Below are 12436 nucleotides of genomic sequence, written 5' to 3' on the forward strand. Positions count from 1 at the left end.
CCCATGACTTCCCTACTCTACCGCCTGCTGCCCCTGCTCGCCGCCGTGTTGCTGAGCGCCTGTGCTGCCGTTCGTACCGCCCCGGCACCCGATTGGCAAGCCGAGGCGCGCTGGGGCCTGCTGCCCGTTGCCAACCACAGCGATACCCCGCTGGCGGGCTTGGCCGCTGAATCGATCGTGCATGCGCTGCTGCAGGCCGATGGCCCACGTTCGGTGCTGCGCTACCCGCCCGAGCTTAATGGCGACGCCCTGTTCGAAGCCGCTGATCGCAAAACCGAGCAAACGGCACTGGCTTGGGCCAAGCAGGCCGGCGTGCGTTACGCGGTCACCGGTGCGGTATCGGAATGGCGCTACAAGGTTGGCGTGGATGGCGAACCTGCAGTCGGTATCAGTCTCAGCATCATTGATGTCGAATCCGGCCAGACCGTCTGGAGTGGCGTGGCAGCGGATACCGGCTGGAGCCGCTCCTCGCTGACCGTGACGGCCCAGGATGCCATCGCCAAGCTGCTGCGCAGCGCCAAACTGCCGCGCTGAGCCCGAGAACGATGCGACACCGACTATTACGGCGCCTGCGACTGCTGCTGGGTCAGCTGATTGCCCCCGGCGAGGCGCTACCCACGCGCTGGCTGGTCGTGGAGACGACGGTACTCACCGCTGCCATGCTGTGCCTGAGCTACCTCATCAACCCACAGGACCCGCTGGCGCTGCGTGGTGATTTCCCCTGGCCCTGGTTTGCACCGCTGCTGCTGGCCCTGCGCTACGGCGTGCTCCCCGGTCTGGGCGGTGCCGCAATCATGATGGCCGCGTGGTGGCTGGCCTATGACCATGGCCCCGGCCCGGTGCAGGACTTTCCCAAGCTGTACTTTCTGGGTGGCCTGATCGCCACGATGATTGCCGGTGAATATGCCGGCGCCTGGCAACTCAGGCTGCGCCGTGTGCAGGAAAGCAATGCCTATCTGTACCAGCGCCTGCGCCGGGTTTCCAACCAGTACTACCTGATGCGTCTGTCGCACGACCGGCTGGAGCACGAGTTCCTGCTCAAGCCCACCACCATGCGCGATGCACTCAGCTCGCTGAAGGCGCAGATCGATAGCCAGACAAGGCTGACCGGCCGTCTGGTGGGCGGGTTCAGCAGCGCCCAGGCAGATGCCATGCTGAACCTGCTCTCGCAGTTCTGCGGCGTGGATGAAGCCGGGTGCTACCGCGTGCCCGGTGACGATCTGCGTCCGGTGGCCTATCAGGGCAGCTTGCCGGGTCTCGATGGGCAGCCTATCCGCCACCCGCTGGTTGCCGACGACCCCATGGTGCTCGCAGCCCTTGAAAACCGGGTACTGACGCACGTGCAGACCGAGATTCTGGACCGCCAGCAACCGTCCGCTTACCAGGTTGTCGTTCCCATCATGACGGCCGACGACCGCATGCTGGGCCTGATCGCCGTGCGCCGTATCGGCTTCTTCTCACTGCATGAAGAAACCCTGCTGATGCTGGCCGCCATGGTCGCCTATTTTGCCGATAGCCTCGTAGCCCCGAGCAGCCTGCAGGCCATACAGGCTGAACTGCCGGACTGCCCGGCTGACTTTGCCGAAGAGGTCGGCCGCCTGCTGCACCTGAGCCAGATCGGCCGGGTGGAGAGCTGGCTGGTGCTGCAAGTCTTCCGCCATACCCCCCAGGCGGCCGATGCCGCCGAGGGTATCCGTCGCTTGCGACGCGGACTGGACAGTGTCTGGCTCATGCACGGGCCCGACTGGCATGCCGTGCTGACCCTGCTGCCCATGACCAATGCTGCTGGCGTGGAAGGCTATGTCGAGCGCATCGGCAGTTGGGCCAACGAGCTGTACGGGCCCAACTTCAGCCTGCACCACAGCACCGTTCACACCGAAGTACTGACGGGTCGCAACCCGGTCCTGGTGATGAAGCGTGCGCTCGCGCCGCTCCAAGAGGTGGCCGGATGATCTACGACCGCCTGCTGATCCTGGCGGCCGGCATTGATGTCGGGGCGCTGTCGGCCCTCATCATGGGTGACCCCGGTCCATTGCAGGTCGTGCTGCTGCTGGGCAGCCATGCGCTTGCCTGCGCCGGCTTCGCGCTGGCGGGCATGAAGCTGCTGCCGCCGCAGTACCGGATCTCCCCCTGGCGGGCACTGACACTGTTCTTCTCGCTGTGCTTCTTCATCCCTGCTGTGAGCGTCCTGGGCATTGCGCTGGCGGTCATTCTGTCGCGCCTCGTCAAGGCCCAGCGCAGCTTCGAGCCTTATGGTCAGGTTGAACCGCCCAGTTATCGCTCGGGTCTGCAGGCCAAGCAGCGTGGCTATGCGGCGGGCGGGATCAAGGCGCTCATGCTCAACCCGCGGGCGCAGGTCGATGTACGTCTGCGTGCCTTGCTGACCACGCAGGCCATGCCAAGACGGATGGCCAACCCCCTGCTGCATCAGGCACTCAGTGGCGATGTGGACGACATCCGCCTGCTGGCCTACGGCATCTTGTCCAATCAGGAACAAGAAATCAGCGAGCATATCCACCGGCTGCGACAGGAAGAGCCGGCCGACGCGGCCGCGCGGCTCAAGCGCGATCACATGCTGGCGCAGCTGCACTGGGAGCTCGTGCACAACGAACTGGTACTCGGCGACATGCGTCGACACACCCTCGCCGATGCCGAACGGCTGGTCCTCAGCTGCCTCGACAAGTCACCCGAAGACGCTGGCCTGTGGCTGCTCCTGGGCAAAATCCGTCTGGCTAGCGGCCAGCCCGAGATGGCTCGCCCCTGTTTCATGGCCGCGCAGTCTTTCGGCCAGGCACCTACCAACGTGATCCCCTTTCTGGCCGAGCTGGCATGGCGCCAGCGCCGCTACCACGATATACGCAGCCTGATGGCGCAACTGCCCGCGTCGGGTCTGCCACCGCAGATCCACGCCATGCGTCGCTATTGGGCGGATACCCCGACAACATGACCGTACTACGCCAGGCCGAATCGGCCGATATCGCCCTGCTGCTCGAAGGCACCTATCCGTTCATCTCGGGCGGGGTATCGAGCTGGGTGCACCAGATGCTCAATGCGTTTCCCGAGTATCGCTTTGCCATCGTCTTCATCGGGTCCAAACCGGAGGAATATGGCGACCCGCGCTACCAGATGCCGGAGAACGTGGTGCATCTGGAAACCCATTTCCTGCACAGCAAGCACGGTGAATCGGAAACACGGCCGCGCAAGGGCGACCCGGCAACCATGGCCGCCGTGCGCGATCTGCATGACTGGTTCCGCTCCGGCAAGGCCTGCGGCGGCGAACAGGTGTTCAGCGCGCTGGCGGGTCTGCTGCTCGACAAGCGAGATGTGGGCGAAGCCGAGTTCCTGTACGCCCGCACCAGCTGGGATTACATCTGCGAGCAATACCGCGAGCGGTGTACCGACCCCTCGTTCGTGGACTACTTCTGGACCGTGCGCTCCATGCACGAACCCCTGTGGATGCTGGCGCGTATCGTGCACGGCTTGATTCCGGTGCGGCTCTACCACACCGTCTCCACGGGGTATGCCGGCTATCTGGGCGCCCTGCTCAAGCACCGTCATGGCAAGCCACTGCTAACCAGCGAACACGGCATCTATACCAAGGAACGCAAGATCGACCTGTTCCAGAGCAACTGGGTCAAGGACAACCGCGATACCTTCCAGAAGAGCGCCAGCGAACTCTCCTACTTCCGCAATCTGTGGATACGCTTCTTCCAGGGCCTGGGGCTGGCCTGCTATGAAGCCTCTGACAAGATCGTCGCACTCTACGAGAACAACCGCCTGCGGCAAGTGGATGATGGCGCCCCGCCCGAGCGGACACTGAACATTCCCAACGGCATCAAGCTCCAGCGCTTTGCGCCGATCCGGCCCATGCGGCAAGACAGCCCCGAGAGCCCACCCATCCTCTGCCTGCTCGGTCGCGTGGTGCCGATCAAGGACATCAAGACCTTCATCCGCGCCATGCGCACGGTGGCCAATGAGCTCCCGCATGCCGAAGGCTGGATTGTCGGCCCGGATAACGAAGATCCCGGCTACGCGCAGGAATGCCGGAATCTGGTCGAGAGCCTGGGGCTCATCAATAACGTCAAGTTCCTGGGCTTCCAGAAGCCCGAGGACATCTTCCCCAAGGTGAAGCTGCTGATCCTCAGCTCGATTTCCGAGGCCCTGCCGCTATCGCTGCTGGAAGGCTACGCCGCCGGGATTCCTGCTGTGACTACGGATGTCGGCTCCTGCAGCCAGCTGGTCTATGGCCTGACCGAAGCCGACCAGGCGCTGGGGCCCTCCGGCGCCGTGGTGCCGATTGCCAACCCCGAAGCATTGGGCCGCGCCAGCCTGACCCTGCTCAACCACTTCGAGACCTGGCAAGCCTGCCAGGCCGCCGCCATCGCGCGCGTGGAGCGTTTCTATACCGATGACCTGATGTTCGGGCGTTACCGCGAGCTGTATCAGGGCCTGCTGGATGCCCCCGCCAGCGCCGGCGAGGGGGCTGCCTGATGGCCGGTATCGGCTTTGAGCTGCGCAAGCTCCTCAACCGCAAGGGCTACTTCGGCATGGTACGGGGCTACCTGTACGCCGGGCTGATCAGCTCCGGACCCTGGGTACTGTCCATCATGGGCGTGCTCATGATCGGTCTGTTCTCGCTCAGCGTGGTGGTGCCCAACCACCTGATCGCCCAGTTCCAGGTCAGCGTGACCTACATCATGGCGATCAGCCTCATCCTCACCGGCTTTGTGCAGCTTGGCTTCACCCGCTTCATTGCCGACCGACTGTTCAGCCAGGAAGACCATGTGGTCTTGCCTAATTTCAACGGAGTCCTCACAGCCGTCACCATCATTGCCGGCCTGCTCGGCGGGCTCGCCGCCATCTTCCTGTTTCCCGAGCAGAGCATCACCTATCGGCTCCTGCTCACGGGCTCCTTCGTGGTAATGTCGGATATCTGGATCACCGCCATCTTCCTGTCGGGGATGAAGCGCTACAAAGCCATCCTGCTGCTGTTCCTGATCGGTTACACGATCACGGTGGTAGCGGCGCTGGCCATGCGCCCCTTCGGACTGGAAGGCTTGCTCGGCGGTTTCTTCCTCGGTCAGAGCATCCTGCTGTGGGGCATGATGGCCCTGGTGTTCCGCGAGTTCCCGGCGCAGCGCTTCGGCAGTTTCCAGTGGCTGGATATCTTTCGCACCTACCCCAGCCTGGTGTGGACCGGCTTCATCTACAACCTGGCCGTCTGGGCCGACAAGTTCATCTTCTGGTTCTACCCCTACACCTCCAGCCAGGTCATCGGGCCGCTGCGCGCCTCGGAGATGTACGACTTCCCCATCTTTCTGGCCTACCTCAGCATCATTCCCGGCATGGCCGTGTTCCTGGTCCGCATGGAAACCGACTTTGTCGAGTACTACGACAAGTTCTACAACGCCGTGCGCGAGGGCGAGACGCTCCAGTACATCGAGGAGATGCGCAATGAAATGGTGGTCACCGTCCGCCAGGGCATTGCCGAGATCGTGAAGATCCAGGGGATTGCCATCCTGCTGGTGTTTGCCCTTGCCCCAGTATTGCTGGACGCGCTGAACATCTCCCGCCTGCACCTGCCCATGCTCTACGTGGACGTGGTATCCGCCGGCTTGCAAGTGGTGTTCCTCGGGTTGCTCAATGTGTTCTTCTACATCGACCGGCGGCGCATCGTGCTTTTCCTTACCACCTTGCTGCTGGTCTCCAACACCGTGTTCACACTGATCAGCCTGTGGCTGGGCGTTTCCTTCTTCGGCTATGGCTTTGCCGCAGCCATGCTGTTGACCGTGACCGTGGCCATGCTGCTGCTCGATCGCAAGCTCGAAACCCTGGAATACGAGACGTTCATGCTGCAATAAGCGGCCCATTGCCGTGAACGTCAGCTTTTCCCGCCCCCACCGCAACAGCTACACTCGCTGACCTTCATTGCACTGCAGCATCGGTCTCTCGCCCATGGAATACCTCGATCTCGCCCCCAGCCTTGCCAGCGCCGGCACCATCCGTCTGCCGGGCTCCAAGAGCATCTCCAACCGCACGCTGCTGCTGGCGGCACTCAGCAACGGCACGACCGAGGTGCGCGGCCTGCTCGATTCGGATGACACGCGACGCATGCTCGAAGCACTGACCGCGCTCGGCGTGCAGTGGACCCAGACCGGCGAGCGTGATTACCGCGTCGAGGGCGTGGGCAGCCGCTTTCCGATCGCGCAAGCCGATCTGTTCCTTGGCAACGCCGGTACCGCCTTCCGCCCGTTGACTGCTGCACTGGCGCTGATGGGTGGTCACTACCAGCTCAGTGGCGTACCACGCATGCATGAGCGGCCGATTGGCGATCTGGTGGATGCGCTGCGCGAACTGGGTGCACAGATTGACTATCTGGGTAACGATGGTTACCCCCCGCTGGCGATCAAGCCTTGGCAGAACCAGCACAACGAAAAGCCCGGCCTGCGTACCAAAGTACGTGGCGATGTATCGAGCCAGTTCCTCACCGCCCTCTTGATGGCACTACCGCTGACCGGCGAAGACGCCATCATCGAAGTCACCGGCGAGCTGATCTCCAAGCCCTATATCGAAATCACCCTGAACCTGATGCGCCGCTTCGGCATCACGGTGGAGCGCCGTGGCTGGAGCGAATTCCATCTACCCGCCGGCCAGAGCTACCGTAGCCCCGGCACGATCCATGTGGAAGGCGATGCCAGCTCGGCCTCGTACTTCCTTGCGGCTGGTGCACTCGGCGGCGGTCCGGTGCGGGTCGAAGGCGTAGGTGCGGATTCGATCCAGGGCGATATCAAGTTTGCCGATACGCTGGCCCAGATGGGTGCGCTGATTGCGCTGGGCGAAGATTGGATCGAATCCTCCGGTCCCGTTGCAGCACGCGGCGGCAAGCTCAAGGCGATTGATGCCGACCTGAACCATATTCCCGATGCCGCCATGACCATCGCCGTGCTGGCGCTGTTTGCCGATGGCACCACCACCATCCGCAATGTCGCCAGCTGGCGTGTGAAGGAAACCGACCGCCTCAGCGCCATGGCAACCGAGCTGCGCAAGGTTGGCGCCATGGTGGAAGAAGGCGCGGACTACCTGCGTATCACCCCGCCCGCCACACTCACGCCCAACGCCGTGATCGACACTTACGACGACCACCGCATGGCCATGTGCTTCTCGCTCGTTGCCGTCGGTGGCACGCCCATCCGCATCAACGATCCCAAGTGTGTGGGCAAGACCTTCCCCGAGTATTTCGACGTACTCGGCACCATTACCCGCTAAGTCATGACGAGGTGGCGGACTCCCGCCACCTTGCCGGTCATGGGCACTTGCATAACGCGGCAAGGGAAAATATTCTGAATCTGAATATTATCTTTTGCTGATAAACAGGTGTCCCATGCAAGACGTCATCAAATCCCTGCACTTTCTGGTCGTCGAAGATGCCGCCTCTATGCGGCAAGTCATAACCGCGCAACTCAAAGCCATGGGTGCCGAACGGATCACCGGCGCAACCCAAGGCCAGGACGCGCTCAATATCCTCAACAAACAGAAGGTCGATGTGGTACTGACCGATCTGCATATGCCGGTCATGTCCGGTCTGGAGCTGCTGCGGGCTATCCGTGCTTCCGAACAGTTCAAGCATCTGCCCGTACTGATGATCACCTCGGAAAACGAGCGGGGCGAGTTGCAATCGATTGCGCAAAGCGGCGTGACCGAAATCCTGATCAAGCCCTACAACGCCTCCATGCTCGAACTGAAGCTGATCTCGACCCTGCGTAAGGGCAAAATGAAATAAGCGCAGACACGGGCAGCATTTGCCCACTGCAAGGCCTGCCCGTAAAATCACGGTACTTCACCGAAACCCCTCTGCGGAGGGGTTTGCCATTTCAGGATTCCGCCATGTCCCTGCTTGCCCTGCTCAATCAACGCTTCGCTGCCGCGCTGGCCGCCGTGGGTGCGCCCGACGCCCAACCGCTGGTCCAGATGGCCGGCCGTCCCGAGTTTGGCGACTACCAGATGAACGGGGTAATGGGTGCCGCCAAAGCACTCAAGCTGAACCCGCGCGAATTGGCACAAAAGGTGATCGACGCCGTTGATCTACAGGGCATTGCCACCGCGCTGGACATCGCCGGCCCCGGCTTCATCAACATCAAACTCGCCGATGCCTGGCTGGGCCAGCGCGTACAGGCCGCCCTCAGCGCCGAGCGACTGGGCATTGCCGCACAGCCGCGCCAGCGCGTGATGGTGGAATATTCCTCGGTCAATCTGGCCAAGGAAATGCATATCGGCCATCTGCGTGGCGGCATCATTGGCGATTCGCTGGCACGCATCCACGGTTTTCTGGGCCAGGAAGTGATCCGCCAAAATCATGTGGGTGACTGGGGTACCCAGTTCGGCATGCTGGTGGCCTATATGGTCGAAACCCGCAACCATGGTGAAGCCGACTTCGAACTCAAGGATCTGGATACCTTCTACAAGAAGGCCAAGGTGCGCTTTGACGAAGACGCCGCCTTTGCCGATACCGCGCGGGAATATGTGGTCAAACTGCAAGGCGGCGATGCCGAAGTACTAGCCCTGTGGAAGCAGTTCGTGGCCATCTCGCTCGAACACTGCAATGCCATCTACCAAAAGCTGGGCCTGCTGCTCGACAACGGCGATGTGCGTGGCGAGAGCTTCTACAACGACGACCTGCCCGTCATCGTGAGCGAATTACGCGAGCAAGGCCTGCTGACCGAAGACCAGGGTGCGCAGGTCGTGTTTCTGGATGAGTACAAGAACAAGGAAGGCGAACCCGCCGCCTTCATCGTGCAAAAGCAGGGTGGCGGTTATCTGTATGCCACCACTGATCTGGGCGCCGTGCGTTTCCGTACGCGTGAACTCAAGCTCGACCGCTGTCTGTACGTGGTCGATTCACGCCAGGCGCTGCACTTCCAGCAGATGTTCCTGGTGGCCCGCAAGGCCGGCTGGTTGTCCGACGCCGCGAGCTTTGAGCATATCGGCCACGGCACCATCATGGGCCCGGATGGCAAGCCGCTGAAGACGCGCTCGGGCGATTCGGTGAAGCTCGGCGAATTGCTGGATGAAGCCATTGAGCGTGCTTACCAACTGGTCAGCAGCAAGAACCCGGACAGCGACGAAGCCAGCCGCCGCCAGATTGCCGCCGCCGTGGGCATTGGCGCGCTCAAGTACGCCGACCTCAGCAAGAATCGCAATACCGATTACATCTTCGATTGGGATGCAATGCTGAGCTTCGAGGGCAACACGGCGCCGTATCTGCAATATGCCTATACGCGCGTGAAGAGCATTTTCCGCAAGGTCGGGGATTGGGACCAGAACGCGACGGTACTGCCGGTGGAAGCCGCCGAGCACGCCTTGGCGCTGGAGCTGGCCCGCTTTGAAGACACCATCACCCAGGTCGCGCGCGACAGCATGCCGCACTTCCTGTGCGCCTATCTGTACAACGTGGCCACGGCTTTCTCGCGTTTCTACGAAGCCTGTCCGGTGATTCAGGACGGCGTGACCAACCCCTCGCGCTTGAAGCTGTGCGACTTGACGGCGAAGACGCTGTCTACCGGTCTGGGCCTCTTGGGTATCGAGGTGCTGGAAACGATGTAGGGTGCAATAAGGCCCTAGGCCGCATTGCACCGAATCGTTCGCGTGCCATACGGTGCAATGCGTTGCGTTTATTGCACCCTACGCATCGCACGCCACAAACAAAAAGGCCAGGAGTGATCCCGGCCTTTTTGCTGTTCGCAACGCCTAGCTTACTTGGCGGTCTTGAACTGGTTGAATGCCTTGGTCAGAGCGGTCTGCGTGGGCAGATCGATCACGGCCAGCGGCTGCAGCTTCTGCAGGGCGGCGGCGGTCGGGTAGATCTTGGCATCGCCCGAGATCTTCTTGTCCACAAGGCCCGTTGCCTTGGCGTTCGGGTTGGCGTAGCTCACCGTGTTGGTGATGTCGGCCACGACCTTCGGATCGAGGATGTTGTTGATCCACTTGTGGGCGTTTTCAACGTTCTTGGCGTCCTTAGGCACAGCCATCACGTCAAACCACATGATCGTGCCCTTGGCCGGCACCACGTACTCGATGTTCTGGGGCTTCTTGGCAGCAGCGGCACGATCCTTGGCGATGTACACGTCGCCGTTGTAAGCCATGGCGACGCAGACGTCACCGTTAGCCAGCAGATCGATCGGGCTGTCGTTGAACACGCGCACATCCTTGCGCACGGCCTTGAGCGTGTTCAGTGCAGCAGCCACGTTTTCCTTGGAGAAATCGTTGGCGGGCTTGCCGTTGTACACGTTGGCCATGGCAAACAGGTTCTTGGTCATCGTGATGAACGAGATGCCGCAGCTCTTGAGCTTGCTGGTGTACTTGGGGTTGAAGACCAGGTCCCATTCGTCAGCCGGCATCGGCTCGTTACCCAGCGCCTTCTTGACCTTGTCGACGTTGATGCCGAAGGCCATCGTGCCCCACATGTACGGCACCAGGAACTTGTTACCCGGGTCGACGGTTTCGAGCTTCTTGAGGAATTCGGGGTTCAGGTTGGCCAGGTTAGGCAGCTTGGTCTTGTCGATGGGCTGGAATACCTTGGCGCCAATCCATTTGCCTGCATAGTCAGCCGACGGATACACCACGTCGTAGCCCGACTTGCCGGTCAGCATCTTCGATTGCAGCGTTTCCACGCTGTCGAACATGTCGTACTTCACCTTCACCGCGGCCGACTTCTCGAAGTTGGCGATGGTGTTCTCGGCGATGTAGTCGTTCCAGTTGTACACATTCACCGTGCCGGCAGCCTGGGCGGTTGCACAGACAGCAGCACCAACAAGCGCGCCGATCAGCTTGGGCGCAAAAGACAGTTGAGCCATGGGGAAAACTCCGTAAACGTGGTGGTGGTACACGACGGGAAATCCCCGTCAAACCTTGATCCGAAGCAGCATTCGGCGGGCAACATTACACCATGCGATCAGCATGCAATGGCAAATAATTCTCAATCGGCACCTGCCGCGCACCCGCATCGACACGGGCCTGTATCGACCTTGCAACAGCCCTGATGCGGATTCGGGTAAATCAGACCAATCCGCAGCGGGCTGCCGCTGATAAACTGTATGCCTCAAGTCGATGTTGTCCCTCAAGGCTCCCCCGCATGCGCACCTATCTCGACCTGCTCCAGCACGTCCTCGACCACGGCACCACCAAGACTGATCGCACCGGCACCGGCACCAAATCGGTATTCGGCCACCAGATGCGCTTCAATCTGGCCGAGGGCTTCCCGCTGGTCACCACCAAGAAGGTGCACCTCAAGTCCATCATCCATGAGCTGCTGTGGTTCCTGAAGGGCGACAGCAATATCGCCTACCTCAAGAACAATGGCGTCAGCATCTGGGACGAGTGGGCCGACGAACATGGCGACTTAGGCCCGGTATACGGCGTGCAATGGCGCAGCTGGCCCACGGCCGATGGGCGCCATATCGACCAGATCAGCCAGCTTATCGACCAGATCAAGCGCAACCCCGATTCACGCCGGCTCATCGTCTCGGCCTGGAACGTGGGCGAGATCGAGAACATGGCCCTGCCGCCCTGCCATGCGTTCTTCCAGTTCTACGTGGCCGACGGCAAACTGAGCTGCCAGCTGTATCAGCGTAGCGCCGACCTGTTCCTGGGCGTGCCCTTCAACATCGCCTCCTACGCGCTGCTGGTGCTGATGGTGGCGCAGGTCTGCGATCTGCAGCCCGGTGACTTCGTCTGGACCGGTGGCGATTGCCATATCTACAGCAACCATATGGAGCAGGTGCAACTGCAACTGAGCCGCGAGCCATTGCCGTTGCCGACCATGAAGCTGAACCCGGCAGTGAAGGACATTTTCGGCTTCAAGTTCGAGGATTTCACGCTGGAAGGCTACGAGAGTCACCCGGCCATCAAAGCCCCGGTGGCCGTGTAATGGCCAAGCTGTCACTGATTGCTGCACTGGCCCGCAACGGTACGGTCGGGATCAACAACACCCTGCCTTGGCACCTGCCGGACGACCTCAAATACTTTAAGGCCACGACCAGCGGGCATCCGATCATCATGGGTCGCAAGACCTATGACTCGATCGGCCGGCCACTGCCCGGTCGCCACAATATCGTGGTGACGCGCGATCCAGCCTGGCATGCCGACGGCGTGACCGTGGTGCACTCGATTGACGAGGCGATTACCGCAGCGGGTAAAGCGAACGAGGTGTTCCTGATCGGCGGCGCCACACTGTATGCCGAAGCGCTGCCGCGTGCCGACCGGCTCTATCTCACCGAGATCGAGGCCGAGGTCGAGGGCGACGCATTCTTTCCGGCATGGCCGCGCGAGCAATTTACCGAACTCCGCAGAGAACATCGGGAATCCGCGGATTTCGCCTATAGTTTTGTGGTCTACGAGCGTCGGCCCGGCTAATCTGTACGGGCCTGCGCCCTTAACCAGC

11 protein-coding genes are annotated in these 12436 nt (G+C 61.6%); 10 read left to right on the forward strand and 1 reads right to left on the reverse strand.

What is annotated here, in order from left to right:
- Positions 1-3: 3 nt before the first annotated feature.
- From O9X62_RS09140 to argS, 8 genes are all read left to right on the forward strand, one after another.
- Positions 4-534, forward strand: coding sequence for a penicillin-binding protein activator LpoB (locus O9X62_RS09140; protein WP_269532505.1), 531 nt, complete (start codon positions 4-6; stop codon positions 532-534).
- Between the two features lie 11 nt (positions 535-545).
- The gene (locus O9X62_RS09145; protein WP_269532506.1) at positions 546-1952 is read left to right on the forward strand and encodes a PelD GGDEF domain-containing protein; all 1407 of its coding nucleotides are present in this window, start codon (positions 546-548) and stop codon (positions 1950-1952) included.
- Positions 1949-2947: a hypothetical protein gene (locus tag O9X62_RS09150; protein ID WP_269532507.1), complete on the forward strand. Its 999-nt coding sequence runs from the start codon at positions 1949-1951 to the stop codon at positions 2945-2947. Before O9X62_RS09145 ends, O9X62_RS09150 begins: the two co-directional genes overlap by 4 nt.
- On the forward strand, positions 2944-4491 hold the full coding sequence (pelF, locus tag O9X62_RS09155) for a GT4 family glycosyltransferase PelF (RefSeq protein WP_269532508.1): 1548 nt from the start codon (positions 2944-2946) through the stop codon (positions 4489-4491). Before O9X62_RS09150 ends, pelF begins: the two co-directional genes overlap by 4 nt.
- A complete protein-coding gene (gene pelG / locus O9X62_RS09160; protein ID WP_269532509.1) occupies positions 4491-5861 on the forward strand; it encodes an exopolysaccharide Pel transporter PelG in 1371 nt (456 codons plus the stop codon). The genes pelF and pelG overlap by 1 nt, the downstream gene beginning before the upstream one ends.
- A 94-nt stretch (positions 5862-5955) precedes the next feature.
- Complete coding sequence (gene aroA / locus O9X62_RS09165) at positions 5956-7266, forward strand: 3-phosphoshikimate 1-carboxyvinyltransferase (RefSeq protein WP_269532511.1); 1311 nt, start codon at positions 5956-5958, stop codon at positions 7264-7266.
- A 115-nt stretch (positions 7267-7381) separates the two neighbouring features.
- Positions 7382-7780: a response regulator gene (locus O9X62_RS09170; protein WP_269532512.1), complete on the forward strand. Its 399-nt coding sequence runs from the start codon at positions 7382-7384 to the stop codon at positions 7778-7780.
- 104 nt (positions 7781-7884) lie between these two features.
- On the forward strand, positions 7885-9600 hold the full coding sequence (gene argS / locus O9X62_RS09175; protein ID WP_269532513.1) for an arginine--tRNA ligase: 1716 nt from the start codon (positions 7885-7887) through the stop codon (positions 9598-9600).
- A 149-nt stretch (positions 9601-9749) separates the two neighbouring features.
- Here argS and O9X62_RS09180 read toward each other — a convergent pair whose 3' ends face one another.
- Positions 9750-10850, reverse strand: coding sequence for an extracellular solute-binding protein (locus O9X62_RS09180; RefSeq protein WP_269532514.1), 1101 nt, complete (start codon positions 10848-10850; stop codon positions 9750-9752).
- Between the two features lie 278 nt (positions 10851-11128).
- Here O9X62_RS09180 and O9X62_RS09185 point away from each other — a divergent pair, with 278 nt between their 5' ends.
- Positions 11129-11923, forward strand: coding sequence for a thymidylate synthase (locus O9X62_RS09185; RefSeq protein ID WP_269532516.1), 795 nt, complete (start codon positions 11129-11131; stop codon positions 11921-11923).
- Positions 11923-12408: a dihydrofolate reductase gene (locus tag O9X62_RS09190; protein WP_269532517.1), complete on the forward strand. Its 486-nt coding sequence runs from the start codon at positions 11923-11925 to the stop codon at positions 12406-12408. Before O9X62_RS09185 ends, O9X62_RS09190 begins: the two co-directional genes overlap by 1 nt.
- Positions 12409-12436 lie beyond the last annotated feature (28 nt).

The organism is Chitinimonas sp. BJYL2, from assembly GCF_027257935.1.
In the GTDB taxonomy this organism is placed as follows: Bacteria; Pseudomonadota; Gammaproteobacteria; order Burkholderiales; family Chitinimonadaceae; genus Chitinimonas.